This window comes from Cupriavidus sp. MPR-AND1C (assembly GCF_058809705.1).
On record NZ_JBXASU010000094.1, the window covers coordinates 1 to 20,551 of the forward strand.

General features: G+C 66.0%; 16 protein-coding genes. 9 read left to right on the forward strand and 7 right to left on the reverse strand.

Annotated features, from left to right (window positions below):
- Window positions 1–24: 24 nt before the first annotated feature.
- From AC1RWI_RS31780 to AC1RWI_RS31790, 3 genes are all read right to left on the reverse strand, one after another.
- Complete coding sequence (locus tag AC1RWI_RS31780) at window positions 25–1,272, reverse strand: MFS transporter (protein ID WP_492870322.1); 1,248 nt, start codon at window positions 1,270–1,272, stop codon at window positions 25–27.
- A 139-nt stretch (window positions 1,273–1,411) separates the two neighbouring features.
- Window positions 1,412–1,825 carry a VOC family protein gene (locus AC1RWI_RS31785; protein WP_492870323.1) on the reverse strand — a complete coding sequence of 138 codons (414 nt, stop codon included), beginning with the start codon at window positions 1,823–1,825 and terminating at the stop codon, window positions 1,412–1,414.
- A gap of 27 nt (window positions 1,826–1,852) precedes the next feature.
- Window positions 1,853–2,272, reverse strand: coding sequence for a GNAT family acetyltransferase (locus AC1RWI_RS31790; RefSeq protein WP_492870324.1), 420 nt, complete (start codon window positions 2,270–2,272; stop codon window positions 1,853–1,855).
- A gap of 150 nt (window positions 2,273–2,422) precedes the next feature.
- On the opposite strand from AC1RWI_RS31790, the gene AC1RWI_RS31795 reads away from it, so the two are divergent.
- From AC1RWI_RS31795 to AC1RWI_RS31830, 8 genes are all read left to right on the forward strand, one after another.
- A complete protein-coding gene (locus AC1RWI_RS31795) occupies window positions 2,423–3,037 on the forward strand; it encodes an HD domain-containing protein (RefSeq protein ID WP_043350459.1) in 615 nt (204 codons plus the stop codon).
- A 79-nt stretch (window positions 3,038–3,116) separates the two neighbouring features.
- Window positions 3,117–3,665 carry a GbsR/MarR family transcriptional regulator gene (locus AC1RWI_RS31800; protein ID WP_043350456.1) on the forward strand — a complete coding sequence of 183 codons (549 nt, stop codon included), beginning with the start codon at window positions 3,117–3,119 and terminating at the stop codon, window positions 3,663–3,665.
- 103 nt (window positions 3,666–3,768) lie between these two features.
- Window positions 3,769–5,280: a TIGR01777 family oxidoreductase gene (locus tag AC1RWI_RS31805; RefSeq protein WP_492870326.1), complete on the forward strand. Its 1,512-nt coding sequence runs from the start codon at window positions 3,769–3,771 to the stop codon at window positions 5,278–5,280.
- Window positions 5,277–5,876, forward strand: a complete 600-nt coding sequence (locus tag AC1RWI_RS31810) for a DUF4166 domain-containing protein (RefSeq protein WP_492870327.1) — start codon at window positions 5,277–5,279, stop codon at window positions 5,874–5,876. Before AC1RWI_RS31805 ends, AC1RWI_RS31810 begins: the two co-directional genes overlap by 4 nt.
- A complete protein-coding gene (locus AC1RWI_RS31815; protein ID WP_492870328.1) occupies window positions 5,873–6,307 on the forward strand; it encodes a hypothetical protein in 435 nt (144 codons plus the stop codon). The genes AC1RWI_RS31810 and AC1RWI_RS31815 overlap by 4 nt, the downstream gene beginning before the upstream one ends.
- A 138-nt stretch (window positions 6,308–6,445) precedes the next feature.
- Window positions 6,446–7,144, forward strand: coding sequence for a hypothetical protein (locus AC1RWI_RS31820; protein WP_492870329.1), 699 nt, complete (start codon window positions 6,446–6,448; stop codon window positions 7,142–7,144).
- Between the two features lie 116 nt (window positions 7,145–7,260).
- The gene (locus tag AC1RWI_RS31825) at window positions 7,261–8,217 is read left to right on the forward strand and encodes a M35 family metallo-endopeptidase (protein ID WP_492870330.1); all 957 of its coding nucleotides are present in this window, start codon (window positions 7,261–7,263) and stop codon (window positions 8,215–8,217) included.
- Window positions 8,218–8,787: 570 nt separating this feature from the next.
- Window positions 8,788–9,195 (forward strand): OmpA family protein, encoded by a 408-nt coding sequence (locus AC1RWI_RS31830; protein WP_492870331.1) that lies wholly within the window; start codon window positions 8,788–8,790, stop codon window positions 9,193–9,195.
- A 236-nt stretch (window positions 9,196–9,431) separates the two neighbouring features.
- Here AC1RWI_RS31830 and AC1RWI_RS31835 read toward each other — a convergent pair whose 3' ends face one another.
- Window positions 9,432–13,025 carry an indolepyruvate ferredoxin oxidoreductase family protein gene (locus AC1RWI_RS31835; RefSeq protein WP_492870333.1) on the reverse strand — a complete coding sequence of 1,198 codons (3,594 nt, stop codon included), beginning with the start codon at window positions 13,023–13,025 and terminating at the stop codon, window positions 9,432–9,434.
- Between the two features lie 327 nt (window positions 13,026–13,352).
- Here AC1RWI_RS31835 and AC1RWI_RS31840 point away from each other — a divergent pair, with 327 nt between their 5' ends.
- A complete protein-coding gene (locus AC1RWI_RS31840) occupies window positions 13,353–15,239 on the forward strand; it encodes an NYN domain-containing protein (protein WP_492870334.1) in 1,887 nt (628 codons plus the stop codon).
- Between the two features lie 78 nt (window positions 15,240–15,317).
- On the opposite strand, the gene gspF is transcribed toward AC1RWI_RS31840, so the two are convergent.
- The 3 genes from gspF to gspD are packed head-to-tail and all read right to left on the reverse strand — an operon-like array spanning window position 15,318 to window position 20,528.
- Entirely contained in the window at window positions 15,318–16,535 is a 1,218-nt protein-coding gene (gene gspF, locus AC1RWI_RS31845) for a type II secretion system inner membrane protein GspF (protein ID WP_043350441.1), read from the reverse strand.
- A gap of 16 nt (window positions 16,536–16,551) precedes the next feature.
- The gene (gspE, locus tag AC1RWI_RS31850; RefSeq protein ID WP_043350438.1) at window positions 16,552–18,099 is read right to left on the reverse strand and encodes a type II secretion system ATPase GspE; all 1,548 of its coding nucleotides are present in this window, start codon (window positions 18,097–18,099) and stop codon (window positions 16,552–16,554) included.
- 8 nt (window positions 18,100–18,107) lie between these two features.
- Window positions 18,108–20,528: a type II secretion system secretin GspD gene (gspD, locus tag AC1RWI_RS31855; RefSeq protein ID WP_492870336.1), complete on the reverse strand. Its 2,421-nt coding sequence runs from the start codon at window positions 20,526–20,528 to the stop codon at window positions 18,108–18,110.
- Between the last annotated feature and the right edge of the window lie 23 nt (window positions 20,529–20,551).

Sequence of the window (20,551 nt, forward strand, 5' to 3'; positions counted from 1 at the left end):
GGCGTAGCCGGCCAGCGTGGCCGGCTACGCCGCCGCCGTGTGGCTGGCCGTGCGCAGCAGCCCGCGCCGGTGCAGGGCAAAGCTGAAAGCCGCCAGCGCCGTCAGCGCCAGCGCCACCATCACCCACAGCATCAGCCAGTAGCCGCCCGCGGCGCGCCACAGCAATGCGCCCAGCCAGGGCGCGGCGGCCTGCATCAGCAGCACAGGCGTCATCATCAGGCCGTTGAGGGTGGCGTAATGGTGGCGCGAGATCAGTTCCGGCATGGCCATGGCGCGCAGCATGGTGTTGATGCCGTTGGCGCAGCCGTACAGCACCGCCGCCAGCATCAGCCATTTGCCATAGCCGAGCGCAAAGCACAGCAGGCCCAGACACATCACCAGATAGACCGGCAGCGACAGCCGCAGCGGGTGACGCACGGGAAAACGCATCATCACCAGGCGGCCGACCACCTGCGCCGGGCCGATCAGCGCCGCCACCACCAGTTGCTCGCCCAGCGGCAAGCCCTTTTCGGTCAGCATCGGGATCAGGTGGGCACCCAGCAACGAGGCAATCACCGCCAGCGCGGTGAAGGCCAGCACCACGGCCCAGAACACCGGCTGGCGCAGTGCGATGCCGGCGATGCCCGGTTGCGCGGCATCCGCCAGCGGGGCCGGCGCCGGCGCGGCCGCGTAAGTGGCATGCGCCGCATAGCGCAGGCGGGCGTGCAAGGGCGCGCAAACGAAGAGGTTGAGCCCGGCGAAGCACAGCAGCGTCTCGCGCCAGCCCAGGTGCAGCACCAGCCATTGCGCCAGCGGCACGAAGATGGTGCTGGCAAAGCCCGCCATCAGCGTCACGGTGACGATGGACTTCTGGTAGCCATCGCCAAAGGCCTGGCGCAGCACGACGAAGGCGGGCTCGTACAGCGTGGTCGCCATGGCCAGCCCCATCGGTATCCACATCAGCAAGAAGGCCGCCTGGTTCGGGCTCCACGCCCACAGCAGCAGGCCGGTGCCGGCCAGCACGGAACCCGTGCACATCACGGCGCGCGCCGGCACGCGGTCGAGCAGGCGGCCCACCGCGAACGAGCACATCGCCCAGACCAGCAGCCCGAGCGAATAGCCGCCGGCAAGGAAGGGCTTGGAGTAGCCCAGCGCCGCGCTCATCGGCCCGATGAACACGGTGAAGGCGAAATACAGCGTGCCCCAGGAGATCGTTTCGGTGATGCCGAGGGTCCAGACCAGCTGGCGTGGCGAGATGGCGCGTGGGCCGGGTGGGGCGTCTTGTCGTGTCATGGCGCGCCTGGACGCGGTATGTACCGCCGCGCGGTGGCCGCCGTGAGGAGGCGGATGGCGCGCTGGGCGGCGAGGGGGGAGCGGGAATTGTAGCGGGCATCCAGGCGCAATGCCCGCCTTGCGTCACATGGCCCGGCGGCTATTGCTTGCCCGTGGGCGGCCCTTTGAGCTCCACCATGTTGCCGTCCGGGTCGTGCACGTAGATCGACGGGCCTTTGCCTTCGGCGCCGAAGCGCATCTCCACCGGACCCGGTTCCACGCCGTGCGCGCGCAAGTGGGCGCCGATCGCATCGGCATCGAACGGATCGAGGCGCAGGCAGAAGTGGTCGAGGTTGCGGCCCTGCCTGCCCGGCCCGGCGCCGCCGGCAAGGCCCAGCGGGCCGTCCAACGCTACCAGGTCGATCAGCCCGCCGCCCGCGCGTAACTGGATCAGGCCGAATTGCGCCTGCACGCGTTCGACGCTGCAGCCAAGCACGTCCACATAGAAGCGCATGAGCGCCGTCACGTCGCCGGTACGCAGGACAAGGTGATCGATGCCGAGGATGCGGAACATGGCCAAAACTCCCTGCGCGCCCAGCGCTCAGATATCCGGAATCAGCCGCTTGCCCAGGCTGACCGCCTCGTCCTGCGCGTACCCGAGACTGCGGTAGAAGTCGATGACCTTGCTGTTGCCAGTGCGCACCAGCAGGTTGATCTTGGGGCAGCCGCGCTCGATCAGCAACTGCTCGGCGTGTGCCATCAGGCGGCGGCCGTAGTCGCGGCGCTGGTGATCCGGGTGCACCGCCAGGTAGTAGACCCAGCCGCGATGGCCGTCAAAGCCGACCATGGCCGATGCCACCGGGTGGCCCTCCACTTCGCCCACCAGGAACAGCTCGGGCTGCTCGGTCAGCTTGCGGGCAATGTCCTTCTTCGGGTCATTCCACGGCCGGGTCAGGCCGCAGGCTTGCCAGAGATCGATGATGGCGGCTTCGTCGGCGGGCAGGTAAGGGCGGATCTGCATGCGGATTGATGCGCCGCGGCATGCGGCGGCAATGTTAAGTCCTTGACAGTGTAGCCGCCAAACCTGTGCCAGAATCGTTGCTCAATGTTTGTTCAATCGTTGTTCATCACAAACAAAACAAGCAGGATCAGCCTGCACGGAGACCCCACAATGAGCGAAACGACCACGCACGCCCGCGCCACCTTCAGCCACATGGAACAAGGCACGCGCGAGGACTGGGCGGCGATATCCGCCGAGTTCATGCCCTTTGCGCAGGCGCTGGCCGACCGCGTGCTCGATCACCTGCGACTGCTCGACGGCGACTGCGGCGGCTTTCCCATCGACCGCCTGACCCACTGCCTGCAGACCGCCACCCTGGCCCACCGCGACGGGCGCGACGAGGAGTACGTGGTATGCGCGCTGCTGCACGATATCGGCGACACGCTCGGCAGCTTCAACCATCCCGACATCGCCGCCGCCATCCTCAAGCCCTTCGTCAGCCCGGAGAACCTGTGGATGGTGGAGAAGCACGGTGTGTTCCAGGGCTACTACTTCTTCCATCACCTGGGTCTGGACCGCAACCTGCGCGAGCAATTCCGCGACCAGCCCGCGCTGTTCGAGCGCACCGCGGAGTTCTGCGCCAAGTACGACGGCGCGGCCTTCATGCAGGACTACGACACGCTGCCGCTGTCCTTCTTCGAGCCCATGGTGCGGCGCGTGTTCGCGCGTCCGCGCAACTCGATGTACGTGAAGGAGAACGAGAGTACGCTGGCGCAGCCGGCCTGAACCTGGCCGCCATAGGTTGACTGCAAGGAAGTTGAATTTCTGTCTTGACGGAAATTTCCGAACAGATAAACTGTGAGGCATGGAACTTCAACCAGTCGCACAACGCTTCGTCCTGCACTGGGGCGAAATGGGCTCCAGGTGGGGCGTCAATCGCACCGTCGCGCAGATTCACGCCCTGCTGTTCCTTGCCGAGCATCCGCTGCCGGCCGAGGAAATCGCCGACACGCTCAACGTCGCACGCTCCAACGTCAGCAACAGCCTGAAGGAGTTGCAGAACTGGAAGCTGATCCGCACCGTGCACATGATGGGCGACCGGCGCGATCACTTCGAGACCATCACCGATGTGTGGGACCTGTTCCGCACCGTGGTACGCGAGCGCAAGCAGCGCGAGTTCGATCCCACCATCGATGCCTTGCACGAATGCGTGAACAATCCCGCGTTCGCCAGGGAGAGCAAGGAAGTGCAAAAGCGCATCATCGCCACCTTGCAGCTGATGGAAACGCTGGGCAGCTGGGGCGACGAAATGCTGCGCCTGTCGCCCGATACCCTGGTCAAGGTGATGAAGCTCGGCGCGCGTATCCAGAAACTGGTACGTGGCGACCAGCGCGCCCGCGAAGCCGGCAAGTAACACAGGCATGCACAGGCATGAAAAGCAGGCCGCCGCAGTGGCCGCTTTTTTTGACCGGGCATTTCTCTTAAGACAGAAATTAATGTAAATAAGGATGCTTGAGATGGACCCCACCAGCGGCACGCTCTACACCGTCATCCTCAACCTGCTGATCGTGCAGGGATTGATGGGTGCCTTCGATACCGTCTGGCATCACGAACTGCGCTGCGCCTTGCCCCAGCAGCACAACGCCGCGCCGGAGCTGCGCCTGCACGCGATCCGGGCGGTGCTGTACGGCGTGCTGTTTGGCGGCCTGGCCTGGTTTGCCTGGGGTGGCGCCTGGCTGGTGCCGCTATGGGCCATCGTTGCCATCGAGATCCTGCTCACGCTGCGTGACTTCGTGGTGGAAGACCAGACCCGCAGCCTGCCGCCGAGCGAGCGGGTGACGCATACCGTGCTGGCCATCAACGGTGGTGTGATCTTCGGCCTGCTGGCCTGGCATTCGCAAGCCTGGTGGAAACTGCCCTCGGGCCTGCACTTCCATCCGCAAGGCTGGCAAAGCTGGGTGCTGAGCGTGTTCGCGCTCGGCGTGGCCGCCTCTGGCGTGCGCGATGCGTTCGCAAGCCGCTCGCTGGCGGCCCGCGCTGGTGCTACGCCGTCGTTCGATTTCGCCGGCGCTGATCCCTCGCGGCGCGCGCAGTCGTTCCTGCTGACCGGCGGCACCGGCTTTATCGGGCAGGCGCTGGTGCGCTCGCTGCTGGCCGATGGCCATCGGGTGACGATCTGGGCGCGCAACCCGCGCGTGGCTGCCCAGTTGTTCGACGGCCGCGCCGCATGCGTCGGCTCGCTGGCGCAGATCGATCCGGCCGTGCGCTTCGACGTGGTGATCAACCTTGCCGGCGCGCCCATCCTTGGCCCGCGCTGGTCCGCCGCACGCAAGCGCAGCCTGGTGGAAAGCCGCGTGGGCACCACGCGCGCGCTGGCAGCGTGGCTGGCCGCCGCAGCGTACCGGCCGCGCCTGATGATCAATGGCTCGGCGGTGGGCTTCTACGGCATCCAGGGTGACGACGACCTGAGCCAGCGGACGGAGGCCAGCGCGCCGCAAGACATCTTTGCCTCGCAGTTGTGCCAGCAGTGGGAGGACGCGGCCCGCGCGGTGACGCCGCTCGGCATCCCGCTAGCCATCCTGCGCCTCGGCGTGGTCTATGGCCATCAAGGCGCGCTGCCCGCCATGCTGATGCCGGTGTGGCTCGGCGTTGGCGGTCCGATGGGCAGCGGCCGGCAAGCGCAGAGCTGGGTACACATCCACGACGTGCTCGGCGTGATCGCCTGGCTCTGCCGGGGCGACGCCGCGCAAGCCGCCCCGGCGGCTGTCGCCACCTATAACCTGGTCGCGCCAGATAACCCGAGCCAGGCCGGGTTTGTGCGCGCGGCTGCTGCGCTGCTGCGCCGGCCCGCCTTCATGCCCACGCCCGCATGGCCGATGCGGCTGGCGCTGGGCGAGCAGGCCACGCTGCTGCTCGACGGGCTGCGCGTGGCGCCGGCGCGCCTGCAGCACGAGGGCTATGCCTTTCGCTTCCCGACCCTGCAACTGGCGCTGGAGGACCTGCTCGGCAACGGGCGGGCACGTCGATGAACACGTTAGCCGCGCAGGGCACGCACGCCGGCCCGCAAAGCCTGTACGGGACCATGCTGGGTGCCGCCCTTGCCAGCCTGCCGCCGGTGCTGCAGCGCGTGCATCGTGCCGAGGGCGTGCACCTGCGCGGCACGCTGAGAGTGCGCTGGAGCGCGCGGCGCTGGCTGCGCGCGCTGATGCGGCTGTCGGCGTTGCCCCGGCCCACGGTGGCGGCGGCGACCCTTGTGACCATCTCACCGGAGCCCGCCGGCGAGCGCTGGCACCGCAGCATCGGCGGGCACACCGTGGCGAGCCGCATGCGGCTCGCGCGGGCCGGGCAGGTGACGGAACGCATGGGGCCGCTGGCAATCGTGCTGGCAACGCGTGTCGATGGCACCGGCCGGCTGTGGCAGGCCAGCCGTGGCGTCAGCCTGTTCGGCCTGACCGTGCCGTGGCTGCACGTGCTGGCCAGCGAACGCGCACGGGATGCGCACAGCTATCGCTGCGATGTGCGCATTTGGGCGCCGCGCCTGGGCTACCTGCTGCGCTACGACGGCGTGCTGACCATCCGCGAACCTGAATCTGAACCCGAGACTTACCTGGAGAATGTGGCATGAGGTCCAACCCTACCATCGGGCACAGCGCGTGCGCCAGCCTGCCCCGCGTACCGGCGTGGATGCCCGCCGTACTGCGGCTGGCAGCCGTCTATAACCTGCTCTATGCGATTGCGCTGAGCCTGTGGCCGTCGCAGATCTTCGACTGGCTGGGCATGCCGGCCACGCCCGATGCCATGATCCGCTGCATCGGCATGATGGTGGGCGTCTACGCGCTGGGCTACTGGATCGCGGCGCAGGACATGCTGCGCTACTGGCCTCTGGTGGTGGTGGGACTCGTCGGCAAGACGCTGGGGCCGCTGGGTTTCCTGCATGGCGCGCTGACCGGCGTGTTCGCATGGCGCAGCGGCTTGTTCGTGCTGTGCAGCGACCTGATCTGGTGGGTGCCGTTCTGGGGGATGACGCTGTTCGCGTTGAAGCATCGGGACGGCTGATATCGCCGCGTCAGCAGTGTCTTTACCCCTGCCTTCGCGCAATCCCCAAGCAAAAGCAGAAATTTCCTACTCTTTTATCGCGCCATGTTGGGTATAGATTGAGGCACCCCGAATGTAACCTATAGGAGGTGCACTGATATGGCGCTGCCCAACACGCCCTTTCGCCCATGCGGGCACGTTCTGCACACCCGGCCAGCGCTGTTCGTGCTGATCAACTACGCGCCAGGTGAAGGCCAGCCGGACTGGTGCAACGCCTCATGCGAGTTCGTGGAGGAGGGCAATGCCGATGCCGGCTCGGCACTGGCCGTCCATATCTCGCCCTTTGACGCACTGCTGAACGCGGCGTTCGTGTCTAGCCCGGGCAAGCCATATCACGTCGTGCATGCGGCGGCATTCGATCCCCGGACCTTGATCCGGGACAGCGGCGGAAAGCTCCATATCAACCTGCACTGCGGCTGGGCTGCGAGCGACGGCCGGATCGTGGTCCGGCGCAAAGGGGCGCTCGCCAGCGTTTGCATGGTGCAGACCGACGAGATCCCGCCAGCGCAGCGCGATGCCATCGAACTCGAGATCGACCAGCAAGGCATTGCCAGGTACGAACGCCTGCGCGAACACGCCGGGCTGTTCGCGCACGCGGATTCGCATAGCCTGATCGAAACGTGGACGGAACAGCAACGGCATCAGGCGGTGGCGCTGGCCATACAGCGCATGCCGGGAACGGTCTGCGTGGGCGCGCAGATCAACCAGGTCGCCCTCTACGACCCCGAAGCCGCGCAATGGCACTTCGTGCCCATCGAGGTTTTCTTCGACAAGCCGGAACGCAAGGCGGTTGCCTGAACGGTTGGCTTCAGGCCGGCTATCGAGTTTCAGCAAGAACACGCTATCAGAGAGGTCTTCTTATGATGCATTTGCGATGTGCGCTTCGCGATGGGGATCGCACCAGTAACAACGGCATGCTGATGGGCACCGGAGAGATGACGCACGACGGCGCGCGGGTTGGCGTCGAAGGGGACTTTGCCACCTGCCCGGTGTGCAAGAGCGGCGGCACCGTCACCAATGATTGCTACCCGGCGTTCAGCCTGACGGACAAGCAGATCCTGGTGGAAGGCGCCCGCGTCAACTGCAAATGTGCCGTCAAGCCGATTGTCATTGCCTCGCAGAACACCTTCACCATTGAGGTGACCCGTGGCGGTCACACGCATTTGCCGGCGGATAGCGCTGCCGCCGCGCCGGTGGAGGCGTCGAACAAAATGGTGGCGGCGGTGCCCAGGGAAACGTCTGAAAACGATCCCACGCTGATCTGCCAGAACATGAGCAACGCGGAGTTCCACGCCACGATGAACCGGCTGCGCGACAAGGCTGTGCGGCTGCTGGCTGACCGTCTGGTCGAACTGGACCGGTGGAATCGGGCGGATCAGGACAAGGTCAGGCTTTGGTTTGGCAATGCAAGGGACGATACGCGCGAGACATTGCGTGATGGGTTGACCCGGATGCGGGAGATCATGCGCGGGCTGACCGGTGGGAACTATGAGCGCTATACGATGGAAGGGCTTGCGCGGGTTGGGTGCGTGCCGCGGGCGAAGGATGGGGAGATTCCAGCGGCAGCCTCCATCTGCAAGCCGGACGGGACGTATTCAATTTTTATTGGACACCTTTTCTGCACGATGCCGGATGAAGCTAATCGAAATAATGTTACTCCATCGGCGAACGATTCCAAACTAACGACTTTGATTCATGAGGTGTCGCATTTTCCATCTGCAATGAATACGGAGGATTCATGGAGCAATATCAAGTGGGCACAAAAGCAGGCTGCTCGCGATAAGTTCTGCCTGAATAATGCGGATAGTATCGCTGCCTACGTTGCAAACATTCCAAATTGGGATGGATTGACGCCGGTGTGGAGGCCATAGTGAAAAAGCTACTCGTTGCGACTATATTCTTGTTCTCGCTTCCCACAATGGGGTGCACCTTGGGGTATGTTGACTACGAGCCCGTGTTTTCAAATGGTCGATCTGATCTATCGGCAAGTGAGGTCATGCGTCTGGCAAATTGGCGGGCACAACTTAGGCTGTGGCTCCCGAGTGGAGGGAAGTATCTGGTCTATGTTCGCCAGAATGCGCGCGTAGGTGTGTCAGCCAAGCTGGCCGAGCAGAGGCGAAAGAACCTATTGTCTACGCTTTCGAATATGGGTATCGACAAGGTGGACATTGAGGAATCAGCTGTCCGTAGATTCAGCGACGGCCTGAGCCCAGGTCCGGAACTGCGCCACCTCACCAATGTTGCGGAGATTTCAATCATCCCGCGCTGCCCCCATCCGTGCTGTCCTGGACCCAAACCAATGGATGCGAAACAGGCTGATCGGGGGGATCATGACCAACCGAAATAGACCAGGATCGGCGAGTTCGCATCGGCGGTGGGCCGGATGCGCGATGCTGGCGATGTGCCTGTCGAATAGCGTGGCCTTCGCTTGCAGTCCACGCGTGAAGGGAGTGGACCTTCAGTTCCCGAAGAATGGACACACGCTGAATGCCAGTGCGGCACTCAAGCTTGGGACCTGGCTCGCGGACCTGCGGGTTCACTACCCGAACTACGACTATTTCTTCATTGCGGCATATCTGGTCGGTGGCGATACAGGTGGGCGGCGACTTGTCAGCGCGCGTGCCGAGGCAGTTCGTCACTTTCTTGTCGGCCGGGGATTCAATCCCACAAGGATTCATACCAGCGCACAGGCAACGTTTCTGGATGATCCCGCAATGGGGGAGTCAGGTCGCGCGGTAGAGGTCGATTTTCTTCCTGCATGCCCACATGTCTGTTGCGACCTGCCTACTCATAGGGTGAAGTTCACCGGGCTGCCGATGCCAGAGGATACCGGCGTCGTCCACCAGTAAGGGCTGAGTTTTGCCGTCAGCGGACGAAGAGGTCGATCAATGCGATTCAGGCGCCGTGGGATGGGGGATACTGCATTCCGTACAACGGGATATGTAGTGCCATCTTGCTGTGCGAAGTAAGAATTGGCTCCGCCAGCGGCTACGCCGGAAACAAAAAACCCCACATTTCAGAAAAATGTGGGGTCCGTCCGCAAGCGGAGCGCCCCTTCGCGGCGGCGCTCCGTTCAACCTGAAACTCAAGCCACCCGCTGCGCCGTCTCCGGATGCCGGAATTGCTCAAGCAGCGCCGTCCAGCGCGTACGCACTTTCGCCAGGTTGTCGTCCTTGACGTGCCCGAAGCCGCGAATGTCGTCGGGCAGGCTGGCCAGCGTGATCGCGGTCGCGTGATTGGCTGCGCTCAAACCACGCGTCAGCTCCTCCAGCAACGCACGATACTCGCCGATCAGGGCGCGCTCGGTGCGGCGCTCGGCGGTCCTGCCGAACACATCGAACACGCCGCCGCGCAGGCCTTTGAGCTTGGCCAGCACGCCGAAGAGCTTCATGGTGGAGGGACCGAAGCGGCGCTTCACAAGATGCCCCTTCTCGTCGCGCTTGGCCATCAGCGGTGGCGCCAGCCAGAAATTGAGCTGGTAGTCGCGCCCGGGCTCGCCTTCGAACTGGTTGCGCAGCTTGTCGAGGAAGATCGGATCGGTATAAAGGCGCGCGACTTCATACTCGTCCTTGTAGGCCATCAGCTTGGACAGGTTGCGTGCCGCCGCTTCGGTCAGCGGCAGCGGCTTGCCATTGCCAACCAGTGCGCTTTCCGCCGCGCGCACACGGCTCACCGTGTCGCGGAAGGTTTGCGCGTAAGCGGCATCCTGATAAGCAGTCAGGTGCTCGGCGCGGTGCGCGATCAGCTTTTCCAGCAGGGCGCCGGAGGAGGTGGGCAGCTTGACCACTTCCGCGCCTTCGGCGGTGTTGCGCAGCTTGCCGGTGAGCGACAGCACATGCTCCGGGTCGTGCGCCATGTGGCGGCCCCAGTCGAAGGCGGCCTTGTTTTTTTCCACCGCCGTGCCGTTGAGCTCGATGGCGCGCACCAGCGCGTCCAGCGATAGCGGCAGCCAGCCCTTTTGCCAGGCGTAGCCCAGCACCAGCGGGTTGGTGAAGATGGCGTCGCCGATCAGCGCCACGGCCAGGCCGCTGGCGTTGATGAAGTCGCATGCCTCGCCCACGGCATTGCGCACATCCTGTTCCGCCGACAGGCCGGGGAACTGCCACTTGGGATTCTTGATGAACTCGGCGGTGGGCGTCTGTGCCGTGTTGACGATGGCGCGCGTGCGTCCTACCTGGGTCTTGGAGATGACATCGTCGATGGCGCTGACGATGGCGTCGCAGCCAATCACCAGGTCCGCTTCGCCCATGGCGATGCGGGTGGCGTGGAGCTGGTCCGGGTGCGCGGCAATCTGCACGTGCGAGAGCACCGCGCCGCCCTTTTGCGCCAGGCCGGCCATGTCGAGCACGGTTACGCCCTTGTTTTCCAGGTGCGCGGCCATGCCGAGCAGGCCGCCGATGGTGACCACGCCGGTGCCGCCCACGCCCGTGACCAGCACGCCGTAGGGATGCTCAAGGCCGGGCAGCGCCGGTTGCGGCAAGGCGGGCAGGTTGTCCATCGACACGCCGTGGCGCTCGGGCTTCTTCACCTGCGCGCCTTCGGCCGTGACGAAGCTCGGGCAGAAGCCGTTGACGCACGAGAAGTCCTTGTTGCAGGACGACTGGTTGATCTGCCGCTTGGTGCCAAGCTCCGTTTCCAGTGGCTCCACCGACAGGCAGTTCGACTTCACCGAGCAGTCGCCGCAGCCTTCGCAGACCGCGTCGTTGATGAAGGCGCGCTTGGCCGGATCGGGGTAGGTGCCGCGCTTGCGGCGCCGGCGCTTTTCGGTGGCGCAGGTCTGGTCGTAGATCAGGATGGTGGCGCCGGGCACCTCGCGCAGCTCGCGCTGGATCCTGTCGAGCTCGTCGCGGTGGTGCACTTCCACGCCTTGCGGCAGCTTGATGGCGGCGCTGTATTTCTCCGGCTCGTCGGTGACGACGACGATTTTCCTGGCGCCCTCGGCCGCAACCTGGTTGGCCACGTCCTGCACCGACAGCTTGCCGTCGATCGGCTGGCCGCCGGTCATGGCGACTGCGTCGTTGTAGAGGATCTTGTAGGTGATGTTGACGCCTGCCGCGATCGATGCGCGAATCGCCAGCAGGCCGGAGTGGAAATAGGTGCCGTCGCCCAGGTTGGCGAACACATGCTTGTCGCCGGCGAAGGGCGCCTGCCCGATCCATGCCACGCCTTCGCCGCCCATCTGGCTGAAGGTGCTGGTGCTGCGGTCCATCCACACCGTCATGTAGTGGCAGCCGATGCCGGCCAGCGCGCGCGAGCCTTCGGGCACGTTGGTGGAGGTGTTGTGCGGGCAGCCCGAACAGAACCAGGGCTTGCGCTCGGCCGCCACGCGTGGCACGGCCATGGCTTTTTCCTTGGCCTCGATCACCGCGATGCGCGCGGCGATGCGCGCGCGCACGTCGGCGGGCAACTCGAACTTGTCGAGCCGCGTGGCGATGGCGCGGGCAATGATGGCGGGCGACAGTTCATAGTGCGCCGGCAGCAGCCAGTTGCTCTGCGGGATCGACCATTCGCCGCCTGCGTTGTCTTTTTCGTCGAACTTGCCGTAGACCTTGGGGCGCACGTCGTCGCGCCAGTTGTAGAGCTCTTCCTTGAGCGCGTACTCCATGATCTGGCGCTTTTCTTCGACCACCAGGATTTCCTGCAAGCCTTCGGCAAAGGCGCGCGCGCCGTGCGCTTCCAGCGGCCACACGCAGCCCACCTTGTACAGGCGGATGCCGATGCGTGCGCAGGTCTCATCGTCCAGGCCCAGGTTGGCCAGCGCCTGGCGCGTGTCGAGATAAGCCTTGCCGCCGGTCATGATGCCGAAGCGCGCATGCGGCGAATCGATCTCAATGCGGTCGATCTTGTTGGCGCGCACATAGGCCAGGCCGGCGTACCACTTGTAGTCGAGCAGGCGCGCTTCCTGTTCCAGCGGCGGATCGGGCCAGCGGATGTTCAGGCCGCCCGGCGGCAGGATGAAATCCTGCGGCAGCACGATCTCCACGCGATGCGGATCCAGCTCCACCGATGCCGATGACTCCACCACATCGGTCACGCATTTCATCGACACCCACAGGCCGGAGTAGCGGCTCATGGCCCAGGCATGCAAGCCGTAGTCGAGATACTCCTGCACGTTCGAGGGATAGAGCACCGGCAGGCCGCAGGCCTTGAAGATGTGCTCGGACTGGTGCGCCAGCGTGGACGATTTGGCGGCGTGGTCGTCGCCCGCCAGCACCAGCACGCCGCCGTGCCTGGAGGAGCCGGCCGAGTTGGCGTGCTTGAAGACGTCGCTCGTGCGGTCCACGCCCGGGCCCTTGCCGTACCACATGCCGAACACGCCTTCGAACCTGGCGTCCGGATACATGTTCACCTGCTGCGAGCCCCATACCGAGGTGGCAGCCAGGTCTTCATTCAATCCCGCCCGGAACACGATGTCGTGCGCGGCCAGATGCTGCTTGGCCTTCCATAGCGACTGGTCCAGCGCGCCTAGCGGCGAGCCGCGGTAGCCAGAGATAAAGCCGGCCGTGTTCAGGCCGGCGGCGCGGTCGCGCTCGCGCTGCAGCATCGGCAGGCGTACCAGCGCCTGCGTGCCGCTGATATAAACGCGGCCACGCTCCAGCGTGTATTTGTCTTCCAGGGAAACGTTTGCGAGCGCGCGGCGGATGGCGTCGCTGACCGGAGGGGTCAGGGGGGCATTCATAGGTGCTCCTCTATGGGACATGCAGTCGGGATCACCGACTCACTTCAGTTGTGGGTGACCGCGCGCCGCCTCTTGTGAAGGCGGAGAACGGCCGTGTCTCGTTGCCGCATGGTAGCACCGCCCCCAAGGGGGCGGCACCTTGCGACGCAGCAAAAAGCGCGCCCGCCACAGGCGTGCTTTCCCGAATGGACACGCTTCGCGTGTACACTGCGTTGCAAACAGGTTTACGCAACAAACGGGCAGATGCGGACCGTGCGCCATATCTTCAGGGATTGTGCCCCGGTGCAACCCGCCCCATCCGAGGCCGACCGGCCTCCAGGACCCAACATGACTATTTCCTCCCGCCAGGGCACCGCGACCCTGGCTGTGCTGATCGACGCCGACAATGCGGCGCCCGCCATCGTCGAAGGCCTGCTGGCCGAAGTCGCCAAGTACGGCGTAGCCGCCGTCAAGCGCATCTACGGCGACTGGACCAAGCCCAACCTGGCTGGCTGGAAGGAGCGCCTGCTGTCGCACTCCATCCAGCCGATCCAGCAGTTCCGCTACACGGTCGGCAAGAACGCCACCGACAGCGCGATGATCATCGACGCGATGGACCTGCTGTACACGGGCCGCTTCGACGGCTTCTGCATCGTCTCCAGCGACAGCGATTTCACCCGCCTGGCCTCGCGCATCCGCGAGCAGGGCCTGACCGTGTACGGCTTTGGCGAACGCAAGACGCCCAAGCCCTTCGTCACGGCCTGCGACAAGTTCATCTTTGCCGACGTGCTGCGCAGCGACGCCGACACCGACACCGATACGGAAGCCGACGGCGCCGCCGCGCCCGCGCGCAAGCGCAACAGCGGCGAGCTGCGACAGGATTCGCGCCTGGTGCGCCTGCTGCAAAGCGCCTCGCAAGCGGTCTCCGACGAAGACGGCTGGGCCACGCTCGGCGGCATGGGCAACCACATCGCCAAGCAGGCACCCGAGTTCGACTCGCGCAACTACGGCTACGGCAAGCTCTCCGAGCTGGTAGCTGCGACGGGCCTGTTCGAAGTCGAGACCCGCAACGGCAACAACAACAAGACGCTGTGGGTGCGCCTGAAGCGCCGTTCGAAGTCTGGCGAAGGCGAGCCCCGCCAAGGCGACGAGCGCCAGCCCGAGAACCGCCAGGGCGAGAGCCGCCAGGGCGAGAATCGCCAGCCCGAGAACCGCCAAGGCGAGAATCGCCAGCCCGAGAACCGCCAGGGCGAGAGCCGCCAGGGCGAGAGCCGCCAGGGCGAGAATCGCCAGCCCGAGAACCGCCAGGGCGAGAACCGCCAGGGCGAGAACCGCCAGGGCGAGAACCGCCAGGGCGAGAACCGCCAGGGCGAGAACGCCCAGGCAGAAAGCCCTCAGGCTGAGAACCGCGAGAACCGTGACAACCGCGAGCGGCGCGAGAATCGCCGCAACAAGCGGCGTGGTGGCGATCGCCAGCCTTTCCCGCAGCAACAAGGCTCGCGGCCGGAGCGTGCGCAGCAGGCCGCACTGCCTGTGCAGCCCGCGCCGGTGCCCGAATTTGCAGCTCCCGCCCCCGCTCCCGTCAGCGAAACCGCCCCGTCGTTCGTGGTCGATCCGATGGACGTGCTGGAGCGCGTGGAGCAGGCTTACAACGGCGCCGAGTCCGAGGACGAGCGGGACGACGCCGATGCTGGCGAAAACGGCGAATCGAACGGTGGCCGCCGCCGCAAGCCGCCCAAGCCCGAGGTCACGCTGAGCGAGATTCCGTGGCCGATCGACAGCTCGATCTTTGTGGCACCGTCGTCCACCGTGGTGGCGGCGGTCGTCGAAGCCGTCGAAGTCATCGAGATTGTCGAGGTGGCGCCGGTCGTGGAAGCGGTCGAGGTTGCCGAGGTCTTCGAAGCCGCTCCGGTTGTGGAAATCGCCGAGGTGGTCGAGGTTGCCGAGCCGGTCGAGCCCGTGGTTGAGGTCAAGGCGAAAGCCAAGGCCCCGGCCCGTGCGAAAAAGACGGCTGCACCCGCCAAGAAGGCTGCCGCACCTGCCAAAAAGGCAGACGCACCCGCCAAGAAAGCGGAAGCACCAGCCAAAAAGACCGCTGTAGCCGCCAAGAAGGCTGCTGCGCCGGCCAAGAAGGCCGCCGCTCCCGCCAAAAAGGCTGCGCCTGCAGCCAAGAAGGCAGCCGCCGCCGCGCCGGCCAAGCGCGCACCGAAGAAGACGGCGAAGGCTGCTGAATAAGCCACACTCGCCAGAACGTAAAACGGCGCCGCAAGGCGCCGTTTTGCATTTCAGCAGCTTGTGCCGCCAGCCGCATGATTAGCGTACCAGCTGGTTGATCTCGATGATCGGCATCAGCACCGCCAGCACGATCAGCAGCACCACCACGCCCATGCTGAGGATCAGCAGCGGCTCGAGCAGGCTGGTGAGGAACAGCGTGCGGCGCTCCAGCTCCGCGCCTTCGCCCTGCGCCGCGCGCTCCAGCATGATCGGCAGGTTGCCGGTGGCTTCGCCGGAGCGTATCAAATGCACCAGCACGGAAGGAAACTGGTTCTGCGCGGCCAGTGCGCGCGCCAGCGAGGCGCCTTCGCGCACCCGCGTGGTGGCGTCATCCACATTGGCCTTGAGCGCTTCGTTGGTCAGTGTTTCCCCGGCTGCCTGCAGGCTGCGCAGGATGGGCACGCCAGCGGAAACCAGGATGGCGAGCGTGCTGGCGAAGCGTGCGGTGTTATAGCCCCGGATCAGCTTGCCGACCAGCGGCGCGGTCAGCAGCCAGCGGTGCCATTCCAGGCGCACACCGGGCTGGCGCAGCAGGCTGCGTATGCCCAGGCTCACCGCCACGATGAACGCCAGCGCGGCCCACCACCAGTTGCGCACGAAATCCGACAGCGCCAGCATGATGATGGTCAGCGTCGGCAGCTTCTGCTTGGTGTTGGCGAAGACGCTCACCACCTGCGGCACCACATAGGACAGCAGGAAGATCACGATGGCGAACGCCACCACGGTGACGATGGCGGGGTAGGTAAAGGCCAGCCGGATCTTGGCGGTGAGCGAATTGCGCGTCTCGATATAGTCCGCCAGCTTTTCCAGCACCAGGCCGAGGTGGCCCGAGTGCTCGCCGGCTGAAACCAGCGCGCGGTAGATATCCGGAAAATCGCGCGGATGGTGCAACAGCGCCACCGATAGCGAGCTGCCGCCGACGACATCCGCACGGATGCCGGCCAGCAGCTCGTGCACATAGCTGCGCTCGGCCTGGTCGGCCAGCGCCGCCAGTGCTTCGTCCAGTGGCAGGCCAGCCACGATCAGGCTGGCGAGCTGGCGCGTGAACAGCGCCTGCTCTTGCGTGGAGAGCCGGCGCACGAAGGCAGCGGTGCTGCTTTTCTGCACGCCGCCGACGCCTGCCAGCGGATCCACATTGAGCGGTGTCAGGCCGCGCGCGCGTAACTGGCCGCGGGCCTGCTTGGGGCTGTCGGCTTCGATGACGCCGCGATCGGTCTTGCCGGCGGCGTCGACGGCCTCGTAACGATAGGCTGGCATGTCTGCGGGCTCGCCCTTAGTCGCGCGTGACGCGCAAGACTTCTTCCAGCGCGGTCGCGCCCGAGTCGATCCAGCGCTGCGCATCGCGGCGCATGGTGTGCATGCCGCGCTCCAGGGCCACCTTCTTGATCTCGGATTCGGCCGACTGGCGGTGGATCATCGTGCGGATTTCGTCATCCACGCTGAGCAGCTCGTATACGCCCATGCGCCCCTGGTAGCCCGAGTGGCCGCATTTGTCGCAGCCCACCGCATGCCACACGCGTTGCAGCGGTTTGCCTTGCGCCAGCAGCACGTCGGCTTCGTCGGGTGTGACTTCGATCACTTCCTCGCGCTTGCAGTGCTGGCACAGCCGGCGTACCAGCCGCTGCGCCAGCACGCCGAGCAGCGACGAGGACAGCAGGAAGGGCTCGATGCCCATGTCGACCAGCCGCGTCACCGCCGAAGCCGAGTCATTGGTGTGCAGCGTGGCCAGCACCAGGTGGCCCGTCAGCGAGGCTTGCACCGCGATCTGCGCGGTTTCCAGGTCGCGGATTTCGCCGATCATCACCACGTCCGGATCCTGGCGCAGGATGGCCCGCAGCGCCTTGCCGAAAGTCATGTCGATGCGCGGGTTGACCTGGGTCTGGCCAATGCCGTCGAGGTCGTACTCGATCGGGTCTTCCACCGTCATGATGTTGGTGGTGCGCGCATCGAGCCGCGACAGCGCGGCGTACAGCGTGGTGGTTTTGCCCGAGCCGGTCGGCCCGGTCACCAGCACGATGCCGTGCGGCTGGCGGATCAGGTGATCGAAGCCGCCCAGCGTGCCCGGCGCCATGCCGAGCTTGGCGAGATCGAGGCGGCCGGCCTCCTTGTCGAGCAGGCGCAGCACCGCGCGCTCGCCGTGGCCGGTGGGCAGCGTGGAGACGCGCACGTCCACGGGACGCCCGCCCACGCGCAGCGTGATGCGGCCGTCCTGGGGCAGGCGTTTTTCCGCGATGTCGAGCTGCGCCATGATCTTGATGCGCGAGATCAGCGCGCCGTGCAGCGCCTTCTTCGGGCGCACCACGTCGCGCAGCGTGCCGTCCACGCGAAAGCGCACTACCGAGGATGACTCGAACGGCTCGATGTGGATATCGGAGGCGCCTTCGCGCGCGGCCTGGGTGAGCAGCGCGTTGATCATGCGGATGATGGGGGCGTCGTCCTCGGACTCCAGCAGGTCTTCCACGGCGGGAATGTCCTGCATCAGCCGCGACAGGTCGACTTCGCCCTCGACCTCGCCAACCACCTGCGCGGCGCTGCCGCTGTCCTGGCGGTTGTAGGCCTCGGACATGGCGAGCTCCAGCGCCTCGGGCTCCAGCACGCGCAGGCGCAGCGGCCCGTGCACGCGCGCCACTTCGGCCAGCGCTGCGGGCGAGGTGGCGCGGCTGACCCACACCTCCAGGCCGTCGGCGTGCTGGTGCGCGATCAGCAGGCGGGCCTCGCGCGCGAAGCCGTAGGTGACGAGGCGCGCGGCGATGGTCGACGGCGGGTCCAGTGGCTCGAGCGGCTCGTCGGGCATGGCGGCGGGGGCGATGCTTGTGGCCATGGCGAGTCTCAGTTCACCGGGCGCACGGCGTCCACCGTGGCGTTGCCTAGATTGACGCCCGGCGGCAGCGGCGTGCCGTTGGCCGCGGGCGCCTGGGCTTGCGGCTGCCTTTGCTGCTGCTGCTGCTGCTGCGATTGCGGCAGCGTCTGCTCCAGCGGCAGCGGACCCGGCACCGGCCCGCGCGAGCGCGGGTCGACGAACGGTGCCATGGGCGCGTCCGCCGGCGGCAGGATCGGCGTATTGCCGTCGCGCACCATGATATTGGGCGAGGCGAAGCCCTGCTGCAGGCCGCGCATATAGTCGTAGCGGTCCTGCGTCAGGCGGTCGGTGGCGCCGGCGGTGCGCATCACGTACGGGCGCAGGAACACCAGCAGGTTGGTCTTGCCGCGGTTCTTGTTTTCGTAGCGGAACAGCCCGCCGATCCATGGCAGGTCGCCCAGCCCCGGCACCTTCTGCACGCCGTCGCCGTAAGTGTCCTCGATCAGGCCGCCCAGCACGATGATCTGGCCGTCGTCCACCAGTACGTTGGTCTCGATCGAGCGCACATTGGTGGTCGGGCCCTGGGTCAGGGCAGCAGTGCCCTGCACCACGGATGACGATTCCTGGTAGATCTGCATCTTCACCAGGCCGCCATCGGTGATCTGCGGCTTGACCCGCAGCGTGATGCCGACGTCCTTGCGGTCGAAGGTCTGGAATGGCGTGACCGACGCTGAACTGCCGGTCTGCGCGTAGGAGCCGGTGGTGACCGGGATATTCTGCCCGATCAGGATCTTGGCTTCCTCGTTCTCCAGCGTGATCAGGTTGGGCGTGGACAGCAGGTTGACGCTGCCGTCGGCGCCAAGCGCGTGCAGCAGCGCGCCCAGGCCCATCGCCCGGTTGACGATGCCCAGGTTCAGGCCGGCCAGGTCGGGCACCAGGCCCGAGACGGACGGAATGGCGGCGGAGCCGTTCGCGTTGATCGCGGCGGCAGCGCCCGTCAGGTTGATGATGTTCTGGCCGCCCGTACCGAAGTTGGTACCGGCAAAGACGTTGGTGTTGCTGTTGCGCGAGTTGAGCAGGCCCTGCCACTGGATGCCCAGCTGGCCGGTCTGGGTGGAAGAGACTTCCACGATCATCGACTCGATATAGACCTGCGCGCGGCGGGCGTCCAGATCTTCGATCACCGCGCGCAGGTTGCGGTAGACCGGCTCGCTGGCCGTGATGATCAGCGAGTTGGTGGCCGGGTCGGCCTGGATGATGCCGCCGGTGGTCGGCAACGTGTTGGTGGCGAACGAGTTCGCGAAGGCCGAGCTGCCGCCACCGGATCCCGAGCCGCTGCGCGAGCTGCCGGTGCTGCCACCCGTGTATTGGCCGGTATTGGGCGTCGAGGTGTTGAGCAGGCCTGTGCCGCCGGCCACGCCTGCCGCACCGGTTGCGCCTTGCGTGCCGGACTGGCTGGTGTTGAAGGAGCTGTCGGCCGCGACGATGGCGCGCAGCGTCTGTGCCAGCTTGGTGGCTTCCGCGTTCTTCAGGGGCACCACCCAGATATTGCCGGGGCGCGCATAGGGCTGGTCGAGCTTCTCGATCAACTGGCGCGCTTGCTGCAGCCGTGCCCGGCTGGAGGCACGGATCATCAGCGAATTGCTGCGCGGCTCCGCCACCACCGAGGTGCGCAGGCTGGCGTCGGCGCCTGCCACCGCCCCGCCAGCAGCGCCGGCGGAACCCGGGTCCAGCAGTTTTTGCAGCACCAGCGCGGTATCGCTGGCGATGGCATTCTTGAGCGGCACGAGCTCGACCTCGCCCGAGGCCGGCGCGTCGATGGCGGCGATGATGCGGCCCAGGCGCTGCAGATTCTCGGCATAGTCGGTAATGACCAGCGTGTTGTTGGCCGGGTAGGCGGTGATGGTGTTGTTCGGCGCGATCATCGGGCGCAGCACCGGCACCAGGTTGTTGGCCGACTCATAGTTGAGGCGGAACACCTGGGTCACCACCTGGTCGCCGCGAGACCTGCCGCCGCCGACCACGATAGGCGAGCCCTGCAGCTTGGCGTCGGCTTCCGGCACTACCTTGGTGAAGCCGTTGCTCTCGACCATCGCATAGCCTTGCATGCGCAGCACCGAGCCCAGCGTTTCCAGCGCCTGCGAGCGCGACACCGGCTGCTCGGTCACCAGGTTCACCGAGCCTTTCACGCGCGGGTCGATGACGAAGTTCTTGCCGGTCGCCTGCCCCACCGCCTTCACCACCGATTCCAGGTCGGCATTGACGAAGTTGAGCACGACCTGGTCGCGGTTGCGCGGGGTCAGGTCGGGCGGCTGGCCTGGCTGGGCCGCCGGCTGGCTCGGTTGCTGGGCCCACAGCGGCGCGGGTGCCAGCAGGGAGAGGCCGCATAGCAGCGCGGTGGCGCGGGCGCAGCGGGTCTTGAGCGAAGGTCGAAGGGCTTGGGTTTTCATATTCGGTTCCGGGCTGCGGGCAT